The 21,917-nt window shown below is 74.7% G+C and carries 19 protein-coding genes and 1 pseudogene; 9 read left to right on the plus strand and 11 right to left on the minus strand.

Annotated elements, in window-relative coordinates:
* Window positions 1-16: 16 nt before the first annotated feature.
* From ACWIX7_RS03090 to ACWIX7_RS03105, 4 genes and pseudogenes are all read right to left on the minus strand, one after another.
* Window positions 17-610 (minus strand): annotated as a pseudogene (locus tag ACWIX7_RS03090) (glycerophosphodiester phosphodiesterase); the annotation flags it as partial.
* A gap of 74 nt (window positions 611-684) precedes the next feature.
* Complete coding sequence (gene nhaA / locus ACWIX7_RS03095) at window positions 685-3,315, minus strand: Na+/H+ antiporter NhaA (RefSeq protein WP_448620153.1); 2,631 nt, start codon at window positions 3,313-3,315, stop codon at window positions 685-687.
* Entirely contained in the window at window positions 3,312-4,826 is a 1,515-nt protein-coding gene (locus ACWIX7_RS03100) for an MFS transporter (protein ID WP_448620154.1), read from the minus strand. The genes nhaA and ACWIX7_RS03100 overlap by 4 nt, the downstream gene beginning before the upstream one ends.
* A gap of 4 nt (window positions 4,827-4,830) precedes the next feature.
* Window positions 4,831-5,559, minus strand: coding sequence for a glutamine amidotransferase (locus tag ACWIX7_RS03105; protein WP_448620155.1), 729 nt, complete (start codon window positions 5,557-5,559; stop codon window positions 4,831-4,833).
* A gap of 121 nt (window positions 5,560-5,680) precedes the next feature.
* On the opposite strand from ACWIX7_RS03105, the gene ACWIX7_RS03110 reads away from it, so the two are divergent.
* The 4 genes from ACWIX7_RS03110 (at window position 5,681) to ACWIX7_RS03125 (ending at window position 9,447) form a co-directional block, all read left to right on the plus strand.
* Complete coding sequence (locus ACWIX7_RS03110) at window positions 5,681-5,938, plus strand: hypothetical protein (RefSeq protein WP_448620156.1); 258 nt, start codon at window positions 5,681-5,683, stop codon at window positions 5,936-5,938.
* Window positions 5,935-6,762: a hypothetical protein gene (locus tag ACWIX7_RS03115; RefSeq protein ID WP_448620157.1), complete on the plus strand. Its 828-nt coding sequence runs from the start codon at window positions 5,935-5,937 to the stop codon at window positions 6,760-6,762. The genes ACWIX7_RS03110 and ACWIX7_RS03115 overlap by 4 nt, the downstream gene beginning before the upstream one ends.
* Window positions 6,762-8,558, plus strand: coding sequence for a fumarate reductase/succinate dehydrogenase flavoprotein subunit (locus ACWIX7_RS03120; protein WP_448620158.1), 1,797 nt, complete (start codon window positions 6,762-6,764; stop codon window positions 8,556-8,558). Before ACWIX7_RS03115 ends, ACWIX7_RS03120 begins: the two co-directional genes overlap by 1 nt.
* Before the next feature lie 73 nt (window positions 8,559-8,631).
* Window positions 8,632-9,447 (plus strand): succinate dehydrogenase/fumarate reductase iron-sulfur subunit, encoded by an 816-nt coding sequence (locus ACWIX7_RS03125; RefSeq protein WP_448620159.1) that lies wholly within the window; start codon window positions 8,632-8,634, stop codon window positions 9,445-9,447.
* A gap of 76 nt (window positions 9,448-9,523) precedes the next feature.
* Here ACWIX7_RS03125 and ACWIX7_RS03130 read toward each other — a convergent pair whose 3' ends face one another.
* Both ACWIX7_RS03130 and ACWIX7_RS03135 read right to left on the minus strand, forming a co-directional pair.
* Window positions 9,524-9,745 (minus strand): hypothetical protein, encoded by a 222-nt coding sequence (locus tag ACWIX7_RS03130; RefSeq protein ID WP_448620160.1) that lies wholly within the window; start codon window positions 9,743-9,745, stop codon window positions 9,524-9,526.
* Between the two features lie 61 nt (window positions 9,746-9,806).
* Window positions 9,807-10,328 carry an anthrone oxygenase family protein gene (locus tag ACWIX7_RS03135; RefSeq protein ID WP_448620161.1) on the minus strand — a complete coding sequence of 174 codons (522 nt, stop codon included), beginning with the start codon at window positions 10,326-10,328 and terminating at the stop codon, window positions 9,807-9,809.
* 206 nt (window positions 10,329-10,534) lie between these two features.
* Between ACWIX7_RS03135 and ACWIX7_RS03140 the strand changes: the two genes are divergently transcribed.
* The gene (locus ACWIX7_RS03140) at window positions 10,535-12,166 is read left to right on the plus strand and encodes a glycoside hydrolase family 13 protein (protein WP_448620162.1); all 1,632 of its coding nucleotides are present in this window, start codon (window positions 10,535-10,537) and stop codon (window positions 12,164-12,166) included.
* A gap of 155 nt (window positions 12,167-12,321) precedes the next feature.
* On the opposite strand, the gene ACWIX7_RS03145 is transcribed toward ACWIX7_RS03140, so the two are convergent.
* The gene (locus ACWIX7_RS03145) at window positions 12,322-12,801 is read right to left on the minus strand and encodes a hypothetical protein (protein ID WP_448620163.1); all 480 of its coding nucleotides are present in this window, start codon (window positions 12,799-12,801) and stop codon (window positions 12,322-12,324) included.
* Between the two features lie 249 nt (window positions 12,802-13,050).
* Between ACWIX7_RS03145 and ACWIX7_RS03150 the strand changes: the two genes are divergently transcribed.
* Window positions 13,051-13,959, plus strand: coding sequence for an SDR family oxidoreductase (locus tag ACWIX7_RS03150; protein ID WP_448620164.1), 909 nt, complete (start codon window positions 13,051-13,053; stop codon window positions 13,957-13,959).
* Between the two features lie 6 nt (window positions 13,960-13,965).
* Here ACWIX7_RS03150 and ACWIX7_RS03155 read toward each other — a convergent pair whose 3' ends face one another.
* Window positions 13,966-14,475 (minus strand): inorganic diphosphatase, encoded by a 510-nt coding sequence (locus ACWIX7_RS03155; protein WP_448620165.1) that lies wholly within the window; start codon window positions 14,473-14,475, stop codon window positions 13,966-13,968.
* A gap of 147 nt (window positions 14,476-14,622) precedes the next feature.
* On the minus strand, window positions 14,623-15,072 hold the full coding sequence (locus ACWIX7_RS03160; protein ID WP_448620166.1) for an ester cyclase: 450 nt from the start codon (window positions 15,070-15,072) through the stop codon (window positions 14,623-14,625).
* 108 nt (window positions 15,073-15,180) lie between these two features.
* Between ACWIX7_RS03160 and ACWIX7_RS03165 the strand changes: the two genes are divergently transcribed.
* From ACWIX7_RS03165 to ACWIX7_RS03175, 3 genes are all read left to right on the plus strand, one after another.
* Window positions 15,181-18,024 carry an FAD-binding and (Fe-S)-binding domain-containing protein gene (locus ACWIX7_RS03165; RefSeq protein ID WP_448620167.1) on the plus strand — a complete coding sequence of 948 codons (2,844 nt, stop codon included), beginning with the start codon at window positions 15,181-15,183 and terminating at the stop codon, window positions 18,022-18,024.
* Entirely contained in the window at window positions 18,017-19,177 is a 1,161-nt protein-coding gene (locus ACWIX7_RS03170; RefSeq protein WP_448620168.1) for a MalY/PatB family protein, read from the plus strand. Before ACWIX7_RS03165 ends, ACWIX7_RS03170 begins: the two co-directional genes overlap by 8 nt.
* A 232-nt stretch (window positions 19,178-19,409) precedes the next feature.
* Complete coding sequence (locus ACWIX7_RS03175) at window positions 19,410-19,664, plus strand: hypothetical protein (RefSeq protein ID WP_448620169.1); 255 nt, start codon at window positions 19,410-19,412, stop codon at window positions 19,662-19,664.
* Window positions 19,665-20,016: 352 nt separating this feature from the next.
* Here the strand turns inward: ACWIX7_RS03175 and ACWIX7_RS03180 are convergent, their stop codons facing one another.
* Both ACWIX7_RS03180 and ACWIX7_RS03185 read right to left on the minus strand, forming a co-directional pair.
* Window positions 20,017-20,718 (minus strand): ANTAR domain-containing protein, encoded by a 702-nt coding sequence (locus ACWIX7_RS03180; protein ID WP_448620170.1) that lies wholly within the window; start codon window positions 20,716-20,718, stop codon window positions 20,017-20,019.
* A 193-nt stretch (window positions 20,719-20,911) separates the two neighbouring features.
* Window positions 20,912-21,910, minus strand: a complete 999-nt coding sequence (locus tag ACWIX7_RS03185) for a patatin-like phospholipase family protein (protein ID WP_448620171.1) — start codon at window positions 21,908-21,910, stop codon at window positions 20,912-20,914.
* Window positions 21,911-21,917: the final 7 nt, after the last annotated feature.

The following is a 21,917-nucleotide window of genomic DNA, read 5'->3' on the forward strand; positions in this document are numbered from 1 at the left end:
CCGGGTCGCGGTGGACGTGCTCGACGGACAAGTGCAGCTCGGTGAGCCCGCAACGCCGGGCCCAGCCGGCCATCCGGCGGGGGTCCTGCCACGGTTCGAGGATCACCGCCCCGCCGACGGTGCCGCACCCGGCGAGGATCCGGGCACTGACCGGATCGAAGGAGGACGGGACGACCCGGTCGGCCCCCGGTCGCCGCCGCCTCCGCCCGTCGAGGTGGTCCGCGAGCAGCGCGGCGGTCCGGGCGCGCCGGGCGCCGAGGCCGGCCTTGACCTCGGTGACGACGAGCGCGCGGGAGGCGGCGGCGAGGTCGAGGACCTCGTCGAGGGTCGGGACGTGCGCGCCGCCGGGCAGCCGGAGGGCGCGCAGCGCGGCAGTGTGCGTCTCTGCGACGACCGGACCGGTGCCGACGCCGGTGCCCAGCACCCGGCCCCGGTCGGGGTCGTGGGCGAGGACGAGGACCCCGTCGGCGGTGGTGCGTACGTCGACCTCCACCCCGTCGGCGCCGGCCTCGAAGGCGGCCACCACCGCGGGGAGGGTGTTCTCGGTGTGCCGGAGGTCGGTGGGTGTGCCGCGATGACCGATGACGCGCATGGGCCGGACGCTCGCCATCCCGCGCGACCGGAGGACGACGGCCACCTGCCGTGTCGGTGACCCACCCGTGAAGACCTGGGAGGGGCTGCCCGTCAGCCAGGGGCCTCGACCGCGGCGAGGACCTCGTCGTCGCTCGGGTTGCGCAGCACCTCTCCGCGCCGCCACACCACCACGGGCAGGTCCTCCTCGGTGACCCCCAGCTCGGCGAGCACCGCCGCGCCGTCGCCGCCGGCGTCCAGGTCGACGAAGCCGGCAGGCAACCGGTGGCTGCGCGCCAGCTCCTGCAGTCGCCGGCTGTCCGGTGACCCACCCCGGCCGATGATGCGCAGGTCGGCGGCGAGCTCGAGCAGCCTGGAGCGGCGCAGCAGGAAGGCCCGCAGCACCATCTCCTTGAGCGCCGGGTCAGCCGTGAAGACGGCCCGCAGCTGCTCGCGCTCGACGCGCAGCACCTCGGCCGGCTGCAGCACCAGCGCGGTGAGCGACACCGGCTGGCCGCTGAACAGGTCGAGCTCGCCGAGGAAGCGGTGCGGTCCGTGCACCGAGATGACCCGCTGGGACGCCCGGCCGAGGTCCTCCACGATGGCGACGGTCCCCGAGACGACGACGTGGAAGGCGTAACCGGCGTCGCCCTCGCGGAAGAGGGTGTCGCCCGGCGCGCAGCGCAGCCGGGTGGCCGAGCGCTCGACCAGCGCGACCTGCTCGTCGGTCAGCCGGGGGAAGGCGCCGTCCCGGTCGGGGCTCTCGGGGAGGTCGGCCGGCACGTCCGCGGGCACGTCGTCCGCCTCGGGGCGGTACTGACCGCGCCGCTGGCCGAGCGCCGGCAGCACCAGCCCGGCCACTCCGTCGTCGCGGGACGGCGGGAGCTCCTCCTCCCCAGCGGCGGCGAGCAGCGCGGCGGTCAGGGAGTCGGTGTCGAACGGCCCGGTGTGCCGACGGCCGTTGACGAAGAAGGTCGGGGTGCCCGTGACGCCGCTGGCCTCGGCCGACTCCACGTCCTCCTCGACCCGGCGGGCGAACCGGCTCGACCCCAGGTCGCGGGCGAAGCGCGGCACGTCCAGCCCGGCGGCCGCGGCGTGCTCGAGCAGGTCGTTCGGCATCAGCCGGTCCTGGCCGGCGAACAGCCGGTCGTGCATCTCCCAGAAGCGCCCCTGCACGCCCGCCGCCTCGGCGGCCTCGGCGGCCAGCCGGGCGTGCGGGTGGACGTCGACCAGCGGCACGTGCCGGAAGACGTAGCGCAGCCGGTCGCCGAAGCGTTCGCGCAGCTCCTCGACCGTCCCGGTGGCGCGGCCGCAGAACGGGCACTCGAAGTCGCCATACTCGACGAGGGTGAGCGGCGCGTCGGCCGGGCCGCGGACGTGGTCGCGGGTGGGGTCCACCGGCGGATCGAGCAGCACCGGGCGGTTGCCGGCACCGGGAGGACGACGGCGGTCGGCCACCCGGAACAGCGCCCAGCCCAGCAGCGCGGCCAGCACCGAGGCGACCAGGACGCCGACCCGCGCCTGGTCGGCCAGCGCCTCGTCGTCGAAGGCGAGGTCGACGATGAACAGCGAGATGGTGAAGCCGATGCCCGACAACGCGGCTCCGCCGGCCAGCTGCAGCCAGGTCAGCCCCGGGGCCAGCTCGCCCAGGCGCAACCGGACCGCCAGGCCGGTGCCGAGCAGGATGCCGACGAGCTTGCCCAGCACCAGCCCCGCGACGACGCCGAGGGTGACCGGCGAGGTGGCCGCGGTGCGCAGCGTCTCGCCGGTCAGCGGGACGCCGGCGTTGGCCAGGGCGAACACCGGGACGATCACGAAGCTGGTCCACGGCTGCCAGAGCTGCTGCAGCCGCTCGCTGGCCGACACCGACCGGTCGATCGAGAGCCGGGCGGCGCGGGCGAACTCCGGGTTGGGCGACTGCTGGTAGGCCCGGGTCAGCCGGGCGGCGGCCGCCACCTCGTCCCGGCGCGCCGGGTAGGCCGGTGTGAACAGGGCGATCACCACCCCGGCGAGGGTGGGGTGGACGCCGGAGAGGTACGTCGCGACCCAGACCGCGATGCCGAGCACCAGGTAGGCGGGCCCACGCCAGACGTCGAGGTAGCGCAGGCCCACCATGAGCGCCAGCCCGAGCAGCGCCAGGACGAGCGGGCCGACGGCGAGGTCCTCGGTGTAGAAGAGCGCGATCACGGTCAGCGCCCCGACGTCGTCGGCGATGGCGAGGGTGAGCAGGAACAGCCGCAGCTGCGCCGGGCAGGCCGGCCCCACGAGGGCGAGCACGCCGAGAAGGAAGGCGGTGTCGGTGGAGATCACCACACCCCACGCGGAGGCCGCTCCAGTGCCGCTGGCGAACGCGACGTAGACCAGCGCCGGCACCGCCAGGCCGGTGATCGCCGCCAGCGCAGGCACCGCGGCCCGCCGCCGGTCGGTGAGCTCACCCATCACCAGCTCGCGCTTGATCTCCAGCCCCACGACGAAGAAGAAGAACACCATCAGGCCGTCGTTGACCCAGTGCTGCAGGTCCAGGGCGAGCTCGGCGCCGGCGAACCGGACGGCGAACTCGGTGTGCCAGAAGGCCTCGTAGCTGCCGCCCCAGGGCGAGTTGGCCCACAGCAGCGCGGCGACGGTAGCGGCGAGCAGCAGCCCGGCGCCTCCGGCCTCGGTGCGCAACCGCCGCCGCAGCGGGGCCACCCGCGCCAGCAGGCCCCACCCGCCGGGCGTGGACTGCTGGGTGACGCTCGTGCTCACCGCATCCCCTCTCCGGTCGTGGCCGGGTGTACCTGCGGTCCGGTGACGCCGCAGTGCAGGCACTCCTCGATCGGCATCCGCCGGCGCGGCTCGGGCTCCGCCGTCCCCAGGGGCCGGCGGACCAGCGCCACGGCCACCAGCGCGCCGACGACCAGCAGGCCGGCGCACACCAGCATGGCGGTGCGAAAGCCCGCGGCGAAGGCGACCGGGTCGCCGACCCCGGTGCCGCCCAGCCCCGCCACGGCGGGCACGACCGCGACGGCGAGCAGCCCGGCGGCACGCGCGACGGCGTTGTTCACCCCCGAGGCACCACCGGCCAGCCGGTCGGGCGCGGAGTCCAGCACCGTCGCGGTCAGCGGCGCGACGAGCAGCGTGAGCCCGGCGCCGAACACCGCCGTCGCGGGCAGCACGTCGGTCAGGTAGCCGGCGTCCGGGCCGATCCGCGCCATGAGCAGCACCCCCGCGGCGGCGACCAGCGGCCCGGCGGTCAGCAGCGGCCGCGGGCCGACCCGCTGCGCCAGCGCCCCGACCCGTGCGGAGAACAGCAGCATGAGGGCGGTCACCGGCAGCAGCGCGGTGCCGGCCGGCAGCGGGTCGAACCCGGCCACCACCTGCAGGTGGAGGACGAGCAGCACGAAGACCACCCCGAGCGCGGCGTAGACGAGCAGGGTCACCGCGTTGGCGGCGGTGAACTGCCGGGAGGCGAACAGCACCGGGGGCACCAGTGGCGCCGCCGAGCGCCGCTGGACGACGGCGAAGGCGCCGAGTGCGACCAGCCCGGCGGCCACCCACCCCCACACCCCGGGGCCGCGGCCGGGTTCCCCGGCGGCGGTCAGCCCGTACGTCAGCGCACCGAGCCCCGCGACGACGAGCGCCGTCCCCTGCCAGTCCAGGTGCTGCGCGGCCTGCGGGTCGCGCGACTCGGGCACGTGCCGCACCGCTACGGCCACGACGACCGCGGCCAGCGGCAGGTTGATCAGGAAGACCAGCCGCCAGTCGATGGCCACCAGCCAGCCGCCGACGAACGGCCCGACCGCGCCGGCCACCCCGCCCAGGCCCGACCAGGCCCCGACGGCCGCGGCCCGGTCGCTCCCGGAGAAGGACGCCGAGATCAGCGCCAGGCTGCCCGGCGTGAGCAGGGCTCCCCCGACGCCCTGCAGCGCCCGCGCGGCGACCAGCGTCCCGATGTCGGGGGCCAGGCCGCACAGCAGGGACGCCGCGGCGAACCACACGGTGCCGATGACGAACACCCGCCGCCGGCCGAACCGGTCGCCCAGCGAGCCGCCCATGAGGATCAGCGAGGCGAGGGTGAGGGTGTAGGCGTTGACCGTCCACTGCAGGCCGGTGAAGCCGGCGTCGAACTCGGCGCCGATCCGCTCGAGCGCCACGTTGACGACGGTGGCGTCCAGCATCGCCAGGCTCGACCCCAGCACGGTCGCCAGCAGCACCCAGCGGCCCTGCGGGGTGCCCATCCGCAGGCCGCCGTCCGGCACGACCGGTCCCCTGGCCACCGGCTCAGCCGTACCGCGCGACGAAGTTGGCCAGCAGCCGGCTCGGCTCGGTGACCACCGCCTGGCTGACCCGGGTGATGAGCTCTTCCATCTCCGCGGGCGGGAAGTAGCCGGCGTGCTGGTAGACCCGCACCCGGGTGACGACGCCGGCGACGTCGAGCTCGGGGTGGAACTGGGTGGCGTAGACGTTGCGGCCGACCCGGAACATCTGCACCGGGCAGCCAGCCGAGGTGGCCAGGAGCACCGCCGAGGGCGGCAGCACCCGGCAGGCCTCCTTGTGCCCGACCAGCGCGTCGAACACCCCGGGCATGCCCGCGAGGAGCGGGTCCGCCCGGCCGGCGTCGGTCAGCGTCACCGGCACGCAGGAGACCGGCTCACCGTGGGTGCGGTCGACCACCCCGCCCTGGTGCACACCGAGGGTGCCGACGCCGTAGCAGGCGCCGAGGAAGGGCAGGTCGCGGGTGACGACCTCGTCCAGCAGCCCCGACAGCTCCGCCTCGACCCGGTGCTGGACGGCGGACTTGCCCTCGGCCGGGTCGCTGGAGTTGAACGGCCCACCGCCGAGGAACACCCCGGCGTAGTAGTCGAGGTCGAGCGGCGGCAGCGGCCCGGCCTCCAGGCGGATCCGCCGCAGCTGGTGCTCCTCCAGGCCGGTGGCGCGGAGGAAGGCGGCGTACTCGTCGTCCGCGGCCTCGTCCTCGGGCCGCGATGCCAGCAGGAGGAAGGGCCGCACGGGCGCCGATGCTAGGCCGCCCGCGGCGCCCGCCGCCGAAGTCCTTCCGCCGGCCGCGGGTCCGTGGTCGACTTCGCTGCACCGTCCCCCGCGGCGGTGTGACCGGCACCTGGAGGCAGGGATGTCCCTGGAGCAGGACGTGGCGGCGGCCCGCCGGGCCGTCGACGACCTCGAGGCGGCGTGCACCCCGCTCGCCCGGTACTTCGGGGACTCGGTGGACGCGCGCCGGCTGAGGATCGACGTCGCACGGCTGCGCGACGACCTCGCCCTCCTGTGCGGCGCGTCGCGCACGGCCCCCGGCGCCCCGGGCTCGTCGGCCGTCGGGTGGGACGACGGCTACGACCCGGGACCCGGCGGGTCCGGCCGCACCGTCCGGTGACGACGACCGCGCCGCGCGGGGCCGGGGCGGCCTCCCCGGGACGCGGCGGAGGACCGGCCCCGCGGCGCGCGGCCATCGCGGCGCGCACCCTGCGCACCGACCGGTGGTGGCTGCAGCCGCTGCTCACCGTGCTGGCGCTGGTCGCCTTCGTCGTCTACTCGACGGTCCGTGCGTTCCAGAACGCGTACTACTTCTCCGAGCCCTACATCTCGCCGTTCTACTCACCGTGCATCACCACCGGCTGCGAGGGCGCCACGTTCCCGGAGCTCTTCACCGGGCCGGCCTGGATCTCGCCGGCGATCTACATCCTCGTCGTGCCGCTGGGCTTCCGGCTGACCTGCTACTACTACCGGAAGGCCTACTACCGGTCGTTCTGGCTGTCCCCGCCGGCCTGCGCGGTGGCCGAGCCGCACCGGCGCTACACGGGCGAGACGCGGCTGCCGCTGCTGGGCCAGAACCTGCACCGGTACTTCTTCTACCTGGGGCTGCTGTTCAACGTCGTCCTCACCTACGACGCCGTCCTCGCCTTCCGCGACGAGACCGGCGCGTGGGGGCACATGGGCCTGGGCACCCTGGTGCTGCTCGCCAACGCCGCCCTGCTGTGGCTGTACTCGCTGTCCTGCCACTCCTGCCGGCACGCCGTCGGCGGCCGGATCAACTCCTTCTCCCGGCACCCGCTGCGCTACCGCGCCTGGACGCTGGTCTCCCGGCTGAACGCCCGGCACATGCAGTACGCCTGGATCTCGCTGTTCGGCGTCGCCTTCGCCGACCTCTACGTCTTCCTGCTGGCCACCGGCACGATCACGGACCCGAGGTTCTTCTGATGGAACTCGAACGGCACTCCTACGACGTCGTGGTCGTCGGAGCCGGCGGCGCCGGCCTGCGGGCCGCGATCGCCGCGCACGAGGCGGGCGCGCGCACGGCCGTCGTCTGCAAGTCCCTGCTCGGCAAGGCGCACACCGTCATGGCCGAGGGCGGGATCGCCGCAGCGATGGCCAACGCCTATCCGGAGGACAGCTGGCGGGTGCACTTCCGGGACACCATGCGCGGCGGGAAGATGCTCAACCACTGGCGGATGGCCCAGCTGCACGCGCAGGAGGCGCCCGACCGCGTGCGCGAGCTCGAGGACTGGGGCGCGCTGTTCGACCGCACCCCCGACGGGCTGATCAGCCAGCGCGACTTCGGCGGCCACCGCTACGCCCGCCTCGCGCACGTCGGTGACCGCACCGGCCTGGAGCTGATCCGCACCCTGCAGCAGCGCACCGTCGCACTCGGCGTGGACGTCTACATGGAGTGCACGGTCACCCGGCTGCTCACCGACGCCGACGGCATCACGGGCGCGTTCGGCTACTGGCGCGAGTCGGGGCGGTTCCTCGCCTGGGAGGCCCCGTCGGTCGTGCTGGCCACCGGCGGGATCGGCAAGGCCTACAAGGTCACCTCGAACTCGTGGGAGTACACCGGCGACGGGCACTCCCTGGCGCTGGCCGCCGGCGCGGGGCTGGTCAACATGGAGTTCGTCCAGTTCCACCCCACCGGCATGGTGTGGCCGCCGTCGGTGCGCGGGATCCTGGTGACCGAGAGCGTGCGGGGCGACGGCGGCGTGCTGCGGAACTCGGCCGGCAACCGGTTCATGTTCGACTACATCCCCGACTTCTTCCGCAAGGAGACGGCGGAGACCGAGGACGAGGCCGACCGCTGGTACGACGACAAGAAGAACAACCGGCGCCCGCCCGAGCTGCTGCCCCGCGACGAGGTCGCCCGGGCCATCAACAGCGAGGTCAAGGCCGGCCGGGGCTCGCCGCACGGCGGGGTGTTCCTCGACATCGCGTCGCGCCGGCCGGCCGAGTACGTCCGCCGGCGGCTGCCCTCGATGTACCACCAGTTCAAGGAGCTGGCGGACGTCGACATCACGGCCGAGCCGATGGAGGTCGGGCCCACCTGCCACTACGTGATGGGCGGCGTCGAGGTCGACCCGGACACCGCCGCGGCGTCCGTGCCGGGGCTGTTCGCGGCGGGCGAGGTCGCCGGCGGCATGCACGGCTCCAACCGGCTGGGTGGCAACTCGCTGTCGGACCTGCTCGTCTTCGGCCGGCGCGCCGGCGTCGCGGCCGCCGAGCACGCGGGCAAACGGGCCGGCGTGGTGGCGCTGCGCGAGGAAGCGCTGGTCGAGGCCGCGGCGGCGGCTCTGGCACCGTTCGAACGAGAGGGCGGTGAGAACCCCTACGCGGTGCAGTCCGAGCTGCAGCAGACGATGCACGACCTGGTCGGCATCATCCGCACCGCCCCGGAGATGGAGCGGGCGCTGGAGCGGATCGCCGTCCTGCGCGAGCGGGTGGCGGCGCTGTCGGTCGAGGGGCACCGGCAGTACAACCCCGGCTGGCACCTGGCGCTGGACCTGCCGCACCTGCTGGCGGTCAGCGAGTGCATCGCCCGCGCGGCGCTGGCCCGGGAGGAGAGCCGCGGCGGGCACACCCGCGACGACTTCCCCGCCACCGACCCGGAATGGGGGCGCACCAACCTGGTCTGCACCCGGACGCCGGACGGTGCGTTGGCCGTGACCCGGCACCCGCTGCCGGAGATGCCACCGGAGCTGGCCGAGGTCTTCGAGGAGCAGACGTGACCGAGGTCGCGAGGTCACGCGTAGGCACAGCACGGCCCGGAACGAGGCCGACGAGCGCCAGCGAGGAGCAGACGTGACGGAGCCCGGGGAACCGAGCATCGGCGCGGACGGCGACGGCGCGGGAGGGAGCAGCGGCGGCTACGACGCCACGTTCCGCGTCTGGCGCGGCGACGCCTCCGGCGGGGAGCTGCAGACCTTCACCGTCGCGGTCAACGAGGGCGAGGTCGTCCTCGACGTCATCCACCGCCTGCAGGCCACCCAGGCCGGCGACCTCGCCGTCCGGTGGAACTGCAAGGCCGGCAAGTGCGGGTCCTGCAGCGCGGAGGTCAACGGGCGGCCGCGGCTGATGTGCCTGACCCGGATGAGCACCTTCGCCGAGGACGAGACGGTGACGGTGACCCCGCTGCGGACCTTCCCGGTCATCCGCGACCTGGTCACCGACGTCTCCTACAACTACGAGAAGGCCGCGCAGATCCCGGCGTTCACCCCCCGGCCCCGGGACCCCGACGGCAACCACCGGATGCAGCAGGTCGACGTCGACCGGCCGCAGGAGTTCCGCAAGTGCATCGAGTGCTGGCTCTGCCAGGACACCTGCCACGTCATCCGGGACCACGAGGAGAACAAGGCCGCCTTCGCCGGGCCGCGCTTCCTCATCCGGCTGGCCGAGCTCGACATGCACCCGCTCGACGTCGTCGACCGGCGGGACGCCGCGCAGCAGGAGTTCGGCCTCGGCTACTGCAACATCACCAAGTGCTGCAGCGAGGTCTGCCCCGAGGGCATCCACCTCACCGACAACGGGATCATCCCGCTCAAGGAGCGGGTCGTGGACCGCAGGTACGACCCGCTCACCTGGCTCGGGTCGAAGATCCGGTGGCGCCGACCCGACTGAAGAAGGACCACCCTTCACCCCACGCCTCGCAGGCTCAGGCGGAGGGACCCTGAAGGGTGGCCGGGGAGGTCCTTGCTCAGTCGTCCTGCTGGGCGGCAGCCCGGCGCTCGGCTCCGGTCTCCTCCGCGTAGCCGACGTCCTGACCGGCCACCCGCCCGACGAACTCGGCGGACTCGCCAGTGCCCGTGGTGCTCGACGCGTCGGGCTCCTCGCTCTGGCCGCCGCCGGTCGCCCGGCTCAGCGCCTGCGCGTCGTCGCGGTCGACGTCGTCCTCACCGGGCCGGGGATCGATGTCCATGGCACCTCGGTCGTCGCGGGTCCTGGGCTGCGGGACTGCTCGAGGTCGGGGGTGCCCGGCCTCACATCACGTCGTCCCCGGTCCGGACACCGCGCAAACGCGACCGGGTCCGGCGGTCGACCCGGTCCTCGGCGGCGACGAGCGCCCACGCGGCTGCCACGGTGGCCACGAGCCCCAGGACGACCCGCAGGTGGTGCCAGCGCGCCCACCGGCGGAGGAGCTCGGTCGTCTCGCGGTCGGTCAGCGTGGCCGAGGTGAACCGGTGGTTGGCCGGCTCGTTCACCGTGACGGTCACGGCGATGACGCCCGCGGCGGCTCCTGCTGCCGCCACGGCGGCGGGGACGCCCGGCCGTCCGCCGGCCACCCGCACCACCGCCGACGCGCTGCAGGCGATGCCGGTGGCGGCACCCAGGGGCACCAGGAGCGCGCGGAGACGCCCGGAGTGGGCCGCGAACCAGGCGCGGAACTCCCCCGGGGGTGCGCCGCGCCAGAAGGGGACCAATACCACGTCGATCAGGACCATCCCGCCGGTCAGCACACCGGTGAGCACCGCGGACACGATCGCGAGCGGGCGCGAGAGCACGGGACCGACTGTGCTGGACGCTGGGCTGCGAGACCAGGGGCATGCGCACGGGAGGCCTCCCGGTGCGTCCGTCGGCGCCTCCCTCGACACACGAGGCGCGGGCGTCACAGGCGAGCTGCGTGGTTGGCGGGATCTGCCAGCGCCGTCTCACCAGTTCGTGGGATGTGCTGCACAACCTCCGCCCGGATCCCGCCGATGGTGGCGGCATGGCACGCCGCCTCTCCCTCGCGAGGACCCAGACCCAGCGCCGGGTCGCCCCCGCAGCCGCGCCCGCCCCCTGGTGGCGGGACGCAGTCGTCTACCAGGTCTACCTGCGCTCGTTCGCCGACAGCGACGGCGACGGCATCGGCGACCTGCGCGGGCTGCGTCAGCGGCTGCCCTACCTGTCCTGGCTCGGCGTGGACGCCGTCTGGATCAACCCGCACTACCCCTCGGGCGGCGCGGACGGCGGCTACGACGTCGTCGACTACCGGGCGGTGGACCCCGACTACGGCAACGTGTCCGATCTCGAGGCCCTGGTGGACGACGCCCGCCGGCTCGGCCTGAAGGTCGTCCTCGACGTCGTCCCCAACCACACCTCCGACCAGCACCCGTGGTTTCAGGCGGCCCTGGCCGACCCGGACTCCCCCGAGGCCGCGCGCTACCACTTCGCCCCGCCGTCGGAGGAGCCGCCGAACAACTGGCAGTCGCTGTTCGGCGGGCCGGCCTGGTCGCGCACCCCGGACGGCCGCTGGTACCTGCACCTGTTCGCCCCCGAGCAGCCCGACCTCAACTGGCGCGACCCGGCCGTGGCCGAGGACTTCGAGCGCACGCTGCGCTTCTGGCTGGACCGCGGCGTGAGCGGCTTCCGGGTCGACGTCGCCTACGGTCTGTACAAGGACGCCGGCCTGCGGGACAACCCGGGCGCCTACTCCCCCACGCTGTTCGGCCACGGCCCCGAGCAGGCGATGACCTGGAACCAGCCCGAGGTGCACGACGTGTGGCGCCGCTGGCGGTCCATCTGCGACGAGTACCCCGACACCATGCTGGTCGGCGAGGTCTGCCTGGCCGACCTCGAGCAGGTGGCGCTGTACTCACGGCCCGACGAGCTGCACCAGTCGCTGTCGTTCCGGCTGCTGAAGTCGCCGTGGGCCGTCGCGCCGTTCGCCGAGGCGATCGCCAGCGCCCTCGACGCCTACGGGCAGGTCGGCGCGCCGGTGTCGTGGGTGCTGGGCAACCACGACAAGGAGCGGCAGGTCACCCGCTTCGGCGGCGGCGAGGTCGGCACCGCCCGGGCCCGTGCCGCGGCGCTGCTGACGCTGGCGCTGCCGGGCTCGGCCTACCTCTACGCCGGTGACGAGCTGGGCCTGCCGCAGGCGCACGTGCCCGACGAGGCCAAGCAGGACCCCATCTTCCACCGCAGCGGCGGCGCCCGCGCCGGCCGCGACGGCTGCCGCGTGCCCATGCCGTGGAACCCGGCCGAGGGCGTCGGCTTCTCCCCCGAGGGTGCGGCCGAGCCGTGGCTGCCGATCCCCGCCGACTGGGGCCGCTACGCCGTCTCGGTGCAGACCGGCCAGGGCGGCTCGACGCTGACCCTGCACCGGCGCGCGCTGGCGTTGCGCAAGGCCCACCCGGCGTTCGCCTCGGGCTCGGCGACGGTGACCACCCGCGACGACGTGCTGACCATCCGCTCGGTCGGCCACGGCGAGGCGGTGCGCTGCGTGGTCAACATGGGCAGCGAGACGGTGCTCGCCGGCTGCCCCGGACAGGTGCTGCTCGCCTCCACCGCGGCGGTCCGGCGCTCCGGCGGCACGGTCGCGCTCCCACCGAACAGCGCCGTCTGGGTGCTCGAGGACTGAGAAAGGACCACCCTTCCCCCACGCCTCGCAGGCTCGGCGCGGGACCCTGAAGGGTGGCCGCCCCTGCCCCCCACGCCTCGCAGGCTCGCGGCGGGGCCCTGCAGGGGCCGTTCCAGCACGTCACCAGGCTCGCGGCGGTGCCCGGGAGGGGGCCGTCAATCCTCCTGGCGGACGGTCCGCGCGACGTGGCCGAGGCCCACCGGGCGCTCGCCGGCCAGGTGCAGCGCCTCCACCGCACCGACGTCGTCGAGCCCGTACCGTCCGGTCAGCTCGAAGAGCTCGACCTGCTCCTCGATCCACCGCTGGTGGCCGTTCCAGGCGGTCAGCGCGGTGGTCCCGAGCACGGCGCCGATCTGCTCCCACGAGGCGCCGGCGCGCCGCGCGGCGTGGATGCCCCGGTGCTGCGCGTCGTAGGCGCGCCGGGCGACACCGAGGCCCAGGCCGAGCAGCTCCAGGGACTCCTCGAGGTCCAGCGGTTCGACCTGCCCGCGGAGGTGGTCGGTCCAGGAGTACGAGGGCGCGACGGCGGGGCGCTCCACCACCGCCGCGCTGTCCCGCCGGCTCAGGAAGTCCAGCCGGGTCACCGCCGTGACGATCGGGATCTCGGCCCCGAGGAGTCCATGCCAGCCCGTCATGGCGACCGAGGATCGACGACCCGGACGCCGGGACCCCTCACGACTCCGCGTGTCGCCGGGTGCGGTGCGGACACGCGCCCCGGCATCACGCTCCCCACAGGCACGGTCACCGAGCAGAGGGGACGGGGAGGTCCCGGCGTTCGGGACCGCGGGCGCGTTCGGCGACCCGGCCGCCGGTGGACGTGACGGGGCGTTGACGGCGGTCTGCAACCGTGACCGCCCTGGTCGTCCACCCACCCGGGAGGAACCATGGGCGAGCTCCTGCTCTGTGGCGCGACCGGCGACCTGGGCGGCCGGATCGCTGCCCGGCTGGTCGAGCGCCGCATCCCGTTCCGTGCGCTGGTCCGGCCGCGCAGCGACGCCGCCGCCCTGCGGTCGTCCGGCGTGGAGCTCAGCGTCGGCGACCTCACCGACCCAGCCGGTCTCGATCGGGCGCTGGCCGGGGTGCGGACGGTCGTCACCACCGCCAACGGCATGGGACGCAACCTGGCGGGGGCGAGGGACGTCTCCATCGACCGGGTCGACCGCGACGGGAACGCCGCACTGGTCCGGGCCGCCGAGGCGGCCGGCGTCGAGCGGTTCGTGTTCGTCTCCTCGCAGGGCCTGACCGACGCGATGGTGGACCTGGTGCCCCTCCTGGCCGCGAAGCGGGCCACCGAGCGGCTGCTGCAGGCCTCGTCCGTGCGCTCGGTGCTCGTCCGGCCGGCCGCGTTCCAGGAGACGTGGCTGGGACCGGAGTCCGGCATCCGGCCGGAGAAGCGGCTGGCCGTGATCCACGGTCGCGGCCGCACGCCGGTGCCCTACGTCGCCGAGGACGACGTCGCCGAGGCCTGCGTGCGGCTGGCGATGATGGACGACCCGCCCGAGGCGCTGGACCTCGGTGGACCGGAGGCGCTGACCCGGCACGAGGTCGTCGACGCCTTCGAGCGCTCGCTCGGCGTGCGCATGCGCCGGGTCGTCGTCCCCCGCCCGGTGCTCGCCATCGGCGCCCGCGCCCTGCGCCGGCGCCGGCCGGAGCTCGCCTCGGCCCTGGGCTTCGCGCTGTACAGGGACGTGGGCGAGGAGGGCGGCGTGGAGGGGATGCGGGCGCTCGGCATCGAGCCGCGCCCCGCATCGGCCCACATCGCCGCCCTGGCGAGGGAGGCCACCCGCACCTGACCCCGCTCAGCCCTCCGTGCCGGTGGCCGCGGGGAGCTGGTCGGCGAACCTGCGCCGCGCGTCCTCCAGCGCCTCGACGGCCTTCCCCCGGCGCTCCCAGCCGCGGGTCTCGGCCGACTTGTCGGGTGCCAGGGCCTCGTAGATCTCGAAGAAGTGCCAGATCTCGGCGATCTGGTGCATCGGCACGTCCTCGAGCTCCTGCAGGTGGAGCTGCCGCGGGTCGGTCGCGGGGACGCACAGCAGCTTGGCGTCCGGGCCCCGCTTGTCGTGCACCCAGAACACGGCGATGACCCGGGCGCGGACGAGGCAGCCGGGGAAGGTGGGCTCGGTGAGGAGCAGGAGGGCGTCGATGGGGTCGCCGTCCTCGGCCAGCGTCTCGGGGACGAACCCGTAGTCGCCCGGATAGCCGGTCGCGGTGAAGAGCATCCGGTCCAGCCGGATCCGGCCGAGCTGCTGGTCGTACTCGTACTTGTTCCGGGATCCCTTGGGGATCTCGACGATCACGTCGACTTCCACGGACGCCCCCTCCTCGGTCGGCCCCGGCGCCGAGGGTGGCCGCGCAGCGACGGCTCCGTCCCCGGCTGGGTCCGTCATGGCCAGGCGACCCTGGCGCGGCGCCGGTCGCGCGTCAAGCCGGGCGCCGCGCGGCGGGGACGGGCCGCCTCAGTCGCCGGTCACCGCATCGGTGGGGGTGCGCAGCCGGACGGCGTCCAGGCCGACCAGGGCCCCCAGCTCGTCGGCGACCATGACGATGTCCGTGATCCGCCCGTCGGCGAGGGTGAGGACGTCGATCACCCGCAGCCAGAGCTCCCGCCCGGTGGCCGGTACCGGACCGGCGGACGTCGTCCAGGTGCCGACGTGACGGCCGCCCATCCGGAACGCGACGGCCACCCGGTCCCCCTCCTCGACGACCGACAGCACCTCGCGCCGCACCGGGTCGAAGGTGTGCTGCACCGCCCTGGCCCGGACCACCAGGTCGACCACGCCGCTCGGCGCGCCGTTGACCGTCACCGGGTCGGCGTACAGCTCGCGGAAGGCGCCGGCCGCGGCGGCGTCGTCCACCGGCAGGGGGTCCGACCACAGGCGCAGCAGCCGCTCGGCGTCGAAGGTCACCCGTCCAGGCTGGTGGGCACGGGCCGAGCGGGCCAGGGGCCGACGTCCCCCCGACGGGCCCTTGCGGTGTACAAGGAGGGAGGCACCGACGCCGACGAGGGAGCGCTGATGACGCTGGCACCGGACGTGGCGACCGACCTGACGGAGGCGCTGCGCCGCGCGGGGGTCGGCGACGTCGACGACTCCGGCCTGGCCCGGGCGCTGTACTCCTCCGACGGCTCGCTGTACCGGGTGCTGCCCCGCGCGGTGGTGCGCCCGCGGCACCTCGACGAGATCGAGGCGACCCTCGCCGTCTGCCGCGAGCTCGGCGTGCCGTTCACCGCCCGGGGCGCGGGCACCTCGATCGCCGGCAACGCGGTCGGCCCCGGCGTCGTCCTGGACACCAGCCGGTACCTGTCCCGCGTGCACGGCATCGACCCGGAGGCCCGGACGGCGACCGTCGACCCCGGCGTGGTGCAGGCCGCACTGCAGACCGCGGCCCGCCCGCACGGGCTGCGGTTCGGGCCCGACCCGAGCACGCACAACCGCTGCACGATCGGCGGGATGATCGGCAACAACGCCTGCGGGTCGCGGGCCCTGGGCTACGGCCGGACGTCGGACAACGTGGTCGGCCTCGACGTCGTCACCGGCGCCGGCCAGCGGCTGCGGCTGGGGCTGGACGGCGCGGCGCGCGGCGGGGTGCTCGACGAGCTGCGCACACTCGTGGACGGCGAGCTGGCGGCGATCCGCACGGAGCTCGGCCGCTTCGGCCGGCAGGTGTCGGGTTACTCGCTGGAGCACCTGCTGCCCGAGCGCGGCTTCGACGTCGCCCGCGCGCTGGTCGGCAGCGAGGGCACGCTCGCGGTGGTGCTCGGCGCGACCGTGCGGCTGGTCACCGACACCCCGTTCCGCGGTCTGGTGGTGCTCGGCTACCCGTCGATGGCCGACGCCGCCGACGCCACCCCCGGGCTGCTGCCGCACGAGCCGACCGCCGTGGAGGGCCTCGACCAGCGGATCGTGCAGCGGCTGCGCGACGTCCCCGCGGCCGTCGTCCCGGAACTCCCGCGCGGTGACGGCTGGCTGATCGTCGAGCTGACCGGCGACAGCGTCGCCGAGGTCGAGGCCAAGGCCAAGGGCGTGCTGGCCGACGCCGGCGCGCTGGACTCGGTGGTGGTCACCGACGTCGCGGAGGCCGCGGCGATCTGGCGGATCCGCGAGGACGGCGCCGGCCTGGCCGCCCGCACCTCCGACGGCCGGCCCGCGCACGCCGGCTGGGAGGACGCCGCCGTCCCCGTCGAGCAGCTGGGCGCCTACCTGCGCGAGTTCGAGGCGCTGCTGGACCGGCACGGGCTGCAGGGCGTCCCGTACGGCCACTTCGGCGACGGCTGCGTGCACGTGCGGATCGACTTCCCGCTCGGCAAGGGCACCGACCGCGGCCGCGAGGCCTACCGGGCCTTCGTGACCGACGCCGCGACGCTGGTGGCCCGCTACGGCGGCTCGGTGTCCGGCGAGCACGGGGACGGCCGCGCGCGCAGCGAGCTGCTGTCGTCCATGTACTCGCCGCACGTGCTCGGCCTGTTCGAGCAGGTGAAGGGCCTGTTCGACCCGGCCGACGTGCTCAACCCCGGCGTGCTGGTGCACCCGGCGCGGGTCGAGGACGACATCCGGGTGGCCGCCGCGCCGCGCCGGAACACCGGCCTCGCGCTGGCCTACCGGCACGACGGCGGCGACTTCTCCGCCGCGGTGCACCGATGCACCGGCGTCGGCAAGTGCCGGGCCGACCTGCAGGCCAGCGGCGGGGTGATGTGCCCGTCGTGGCCGGCCACGCGGGAGGAGAAGGACACCACCCGCGGCCGGGCGCGCGTGCTGCAGGAGATGCTCGCCCCGGGCGGGCCGGTGCGGGACTGGCGCTCGCCGGAGGTGCACGCAGCCCTCGACCTGTGCCTGTCGTGCAAGGGCTGCTCCCGCGACTGCCCGACCGGCGTGGACATGGCCTCCTACAAGGCCGAGGTGCTGCACCAGAGCTACCGCCGCCGGCTGCGCCCGCGCTCGCACTACACGCTGGGCTGGCTGCCGCGCTGGGCCGACGTCGCCGCCCGCGCGCCCCGGCTGGCCAACGCGGTCACGCGCTCGCGCCTCGGCGGCCGGCTGGCGAAGTGGGGCGCCGGCGTCGACCAGCGCCGCTCGCTGCCGGCGTTCGCCGACCGCACCTTCCGGCAGCAGTGGGCGGATCGTCCCGTGGCGGACGGCGGCCACGGGGCAGGTGGGCGAGCAGTAGCCCTGTGGGTGGACTCCTTCACCGACCACTTCGCCCCCGAGGTCGCGCTCGCCACGGCGGCCGTGCTGGAGGACGCCGGCTACCAGGTGCAGGTGCCCCCGGCCGAGGCGTGCTGCGGGCTGACCTGGATCACCACCGGCCAGCTGGACGCCGCCCGCCGCACCCTGGGCCGCACCGTCGAGCTGCTCGCCCCACTCGTGGACGACGGCGTCCCGGTGGTCGGCGTGGAGCCCTCGTGCACCGCGGTGCTGCGGCACGAGGCCCTGGAGCTGGTGGGCGGAGCGGCTGCGGAGCGGGTCGCCGCGGGCACCCGCACGCTGGCCGAGCTGCTGCGCGAGACCCCGGGCTGGACGCCGCCGTCCCTGGCCGGGGTGGAGGTCGTCGCCCAGCCGCACTGCCACCACCACGCCGTCCTCGGGTGGGCCACCGACGAGCGGCTGCTGCGCGAGGCCGGCGCCACGGTGACCCGGGTCGGCGGGTGCTGCGGGCTGGCCGGCAACTGGGGCGTCGAGCGCGGCCACCACGAGGTGTCGGTGGCGATCGCCGAGCACCAGCTGCTGCCCGCCGTCCGGGCTGCGGGGCCGGACGCGGTCGTCCTCGCCGACGGGTTCTCCTGCCGCACCCAGCTCGACCAGCTCGCCGGTCGCGAGGGCATGCACCTGGCCCAGTTGCTCGCCCGGGCTCCCCGTGGCTGACGCCGGGTTCGACGAGGTCACTGCCGAGGAGCTGCGGCGCCGCGGCGGCCTCAAGTGGTCGCTGTTCCCCGACGCGATCGGGGCGTTCGTGGCGGAGATGGACTTCGGCACCGCGCCGGCGGTCACCGAGGCGCTGCACGCGGCCGTGGACACCGCGGCCTTCGGCTACCTGCCGCCGGCGCTGGTGCAGGGCATGTCGGAGGCGTACGCGGCGTGGTCGGCCGATCGGTACGGCTGGACGGTGCCGCCGGAGCGGGTGCGCCCGGTGGCCGACGTCCTCGCCGGGCTGGCCGCCGCGATCGAGCACTTCTCCCGGCCGGGCAGCCCGGTCGTGCTGCCGACGCCGGCCTACATGCCCTTCCTCACGCTGCCGCCGGCGCTGGGCCGCGAGGTCATCCAGGTGCCGATGGCCCGGGACGGCGACCGGTACGTCTACGACCTCGACGCGCTCGACGCCGCGTTCCGGGCCGGCGGGCACCTGCTGGTGCTCTGCAACCCGCACAACCCGATCGGCCGGGTGCTGGAGCCCGCGGAGATGACGGCGGTCGCCGAGGTGGTGGAGCGGCACGGCGGCCGGGTGTTCTCCGACGAGATCCACGCGCCGCTGGTGTACGAGGGACACCGGCACGTCCCCTACGCCGCGCTCGGCGAGGTCCCGGCCGGGCACGCGGTCAGCGCGACCTCGGCGTCCAAGGCGTGGAACCTGCCGGGCCTGAAGTGCGCGCAGCTGGTGCTCTCCAACGACGCCGACGCCGACCTGTGGGCGCGGGTGGGCCCGCACGCCGAGCACGGCGCCTCGACCCTCGGGGTCGTGGCGAACACCGCCGCCTACACCGGCGGCGCCGGCTGGCTGGACGACGTCCTGGCCTACCTGGACGGCAACCGGCGACTGCTGGCCGACCTCGTCGCGGAACACCTGCCCGGCGTCCGGTACACCCCGCCCGAGGGCACCTACCTGGCCTGGCTGGACTGCCGCGAGCTGGACCTGGCCGAGCCCGGCGCGTTCTTCCTCGAGCGGGCCGGGGTGGCGCTGACCGACGGGGTGCTGTGCGGGATGGCGGGCACGGGCTTCGCGCGGCTCAACGTGGCGACCCCGCGGCCGGTGCTGGTGCAGGCCGTCGAGCAGCTGGGCGCCGCGCTGGCCGCCCGCTGACCACGGCCGACGGGGCGAGATGGCAGCGGCTCCACGGCCCCAGGCTCCACGAATCCCACCGGCGCGCCCCTGGACTGGACGCAGCCGGGCAGCGACGCACGGCGGGCTCGCACCGGGTCGGGTTCCTGTCGTACCCCACTGCCACGCTGTCCCTGTCCGGCTCGCACCGCCGGTGTCGCCACCGCAGACCGCGGGTGCCGCACCGGCGGGTCCGGGAGGAGGCGAGGACGAGGTGAGGACGTACGACCCCGCGGACAGCATCACCTACGTCCACCTGGCGCAGCGCCCCGCTGCTCCCGTGACGTCGTCGCACGCCCACGACGAGTGCCACCGGCTGCCCGCCGGCTACGCGAACGCATCCCCCCGCGCCAGGCTCGGTGGACGACGCCTGGTCAGCGATCGTCCGGCGCTCGCCGTCCTCCCCGGGGGATCGACAGCGGCCGCTGACAGCGCTCCCGCAGCGCCGGCACTGCGCCTGGTCCAGTAGCTCCGGGATCCGACGCACACATCGGCGAGGCGGCAGCGGATGCGCCGCCGTCGATCACCACCACCGTCGCAGCCGCGGGCAGCTCTGGACGTCGGTCGTTCGCGGTGGCGTGCCGGAGCTCGACATACTCCCTGAGGACGGCCGTCGAGACCTCGGGAGTCGCCTCGGGTTCGCGCGAGTGGGCGCTGGGCCGACGGGGTGCCACCAGGGTCAGGTCGTTACGTCAGGTCCTCGGATCCCGCGGCGGCTCAGGCTCCGGGCGGTCGAGCAGTGGCTGGATGGAGCCGTCTCTGCTCGCGATCTCGGCCGAGCTCGTCATCCTGGCCCCGGACCGACTGGGTGCTGTGTGCCGTCACCCACGACCGAGGATCTCCCCGGTCTGCACCAGGTGGTCGGCCGCGTCGCGGAGCTTGACGTTGTTCCGCTGAGAGGCGTGCGCCAGCACCGTGAACGCCGCCTCGGCGGTGATCTTGTGTCGTTCCATGAGGATGCCCTTGGCCTGCTCGATGCTCGCGCGGGACGCCATGGCGCGACGCATGTTGTGGGCGTCCTCGGCCGACCGGGCGCTGTGCTGCGCGTTCGCCACGGCGACCGCGATGAAGCCGGCCATCTCCTGGCCCCTGGCCACGTCGTCCTCGTCGAAGGCGGCTGGCCGGGTGGCGTAGTGGTTCAGCGCCCCGATGGTCGTTCCCAGGAAGGGAAGCGGCACCGACAGAGAACTGCGGACACCGCATTCGACCACCTGCGCGGCGTAGTCGGGCCACCGATGATCAGTCCGCATGTCCGAGACGACGAAGACCAAGCCGGCGCGGCCGGCGTCCAGACACGGGCCGTGGTCGAGTTCGTACTGCAGTGCCTCGCAGTCCATCGCCATCTGACCGCGGAGGGCCGGGGTGCACGGCTCCCCACCCTCGATGAGGGTGACCGAGGCAGCTTCCGAGCCGGGGATCGCGCGACGGCCGATTTCGGTGATCTGCCCGAGGACGTCGGGCAGATCCCGGTCGACCAGGACGACGCGGGCAAGGCCCTCGTGTAGGGCGGTCAGGTCGGACATCGGGGCTCCCCCTCTCCCTGCGGCGGGACGCACGTCCACCTCGGCGTGACCGGCGCACGACGAGGCGACCCGCCCGCACGCCGGTTGGACGACAGCTCAGGAGTGTGTCCCTCGGTGGGCCGTTCCGGGACAGTCAGCCGCGCTGCCGCCCAGCGGAGGACGACGATCCGCGTGACAGCACGGCGACCTGTCGTCAGCCGGGCAGCCCGGCCAGGAAAGCGTCTGCCTGCTCCCGCCCGGCGTCGAACAGCCGGCGGAGGAACGCGGGCCGGCGGTCCAGCTTGCTGGGCAGGTCGAGGTCGAGGTGCAGGGTGATCTCACGGATCTCGATGCGCCGGTACGGGTCGCCGAGGCGGTCCGCCCACTCGTTGACCTTGCGGATGACGTACAGCTCCTGCTCCAGCGACAGGTTGCCGGCCAGCTCGTTGCGCCGGTCCGCGATGTCGCCCACCGACTTGGGCTCCTTGGCCCGGGCGCGCGGGTTGATCCGGACCACCCAGATCTCCTCCGGGCCTGCGTCGGGCAGCTGGCGCACCGGCGGGTTCTGGCTGAACAGCCCGTCCCAGTAGTACCGGCCCCGCTCCTCGACGGCGCGGAAGAGCAGCGGGACGGCGGCCGAGGCGAGCACGGCGTTCACGGTGATCTCCCCGCGCCGGCTGGAGAAGGCCGTGAAGTCGCCGTTGAGGACGTCGACGGCGCCCACGAGCAGCAGCGGCTGGTCCTCCGGCGGGGACTCCTGCAGCCGGGCCAGCCGATCGACGTCCACGTGGCGGGTCAGCAGGTCGGTGAAGGCGGAGCCGGCGAACCCCGGATAGGCGTAGGGGCTCACCGTCGGGAGTGTCACCCACCCTTCCAAGCGGGCCAGACCGACCAGCCAGGCGTTCGCCGCCTTGTCGCTCAGCGTGGTGGCCCCGTTGTCCTCCCAGAAGCGCTCCAGCAACCGGCCGGCCTCGGCCGCGCCGCCGGTCAGCAGGCCGTACCAGGCCAGCAGGGCGCAGACCGCGCCACCCGAGGTGCCGGACAGCCCCACGATCCTGTGGTCCCCATCGGCCAGCAGACGGTGCAGCACACCACCGGTGAACGCCGTGTGGCTGCCACCGCCCTGACAGGCGATCGCGACCCTCTTCACCCGTGCCCCCTCCCCTCGGACCACGGTGTCCACCATCTCCCAGCCGGGCGGTGCCTGCCGCATCGGCACC

The organism is Geodermatophilus sp. URMC 65 (assembly GCF_053502545.1).

Excerpts from the sequence above, each read along its gene's own strand:
- ACWIX7_RS03110 (WP_448620156.1), top strand. The coding sequence starts at position 5,681 with ATGTCCCTGGAGCAGGACGTGGCGGCGGCCCGCCGGGCCGTCGACGAC.
- ACWIX7_RS03120 (WP_448620158.1), top strand. The coding sequence starts at position 6,762 with ATGGAACTCGAACGGCACTCCTACGACGTCGTGGTCGTCGGAGCCGGC.
- ACWIX7_RS03130 (WP_448620160.1), bottom strand. The coding sequence starts at position 9,745 with ATGGACATCGATCCCCGGCCCGGTGAGGACGACGTCGACCGCGACGAC.
- ACWIX7_RS03140 (WP_448620162.1), top strand. The coding sequence starts at position 10,535 with ATGGCACGCCGCCTCTCCCTCGCGAGGACCCAGACCCAGCGCCGGGTC.
- ACWIX7_RS03145 (WP_448620163.1), bottom strand. The coding sequence starts at position 12,801 with ATGACGGGCTGGCATGGACTCCTCGGGGCCGAGATCCCGATCGTCACG.
- ACWIX7_RS03150 (WP_448620164.1), top strand. The coding sequence starts at position 13,051 with ATGGGCGAGCTCCTGCTCTGTGGCGCGACCGGCGACCTGGGCGGCCGG.
- ACWIX7_RS03165 (WP_448620167.1), top strand. The coding sequence starts at position 15,181 with ATGACGCTGGCACCGGACGTGGCGACCGACCTGACGGAGGCGCTGCGC.
- ACWIX7_RS03180 (WP_448620170.1), bottom strand. The coding sequence starts at position 20,718 with ATGTCCGACCTGACCGCCCTACACGAGGGCCTTGCCCGCGTCGTCCTG.
- ACWIX7_RS03185 (WP_448620171.1), bottom strand. The coding sequence starts at position 21,910 with ATGCGGCAGGCACCGCCCGGCTGGGAGATGGTGGACACCGTGGTCCGA.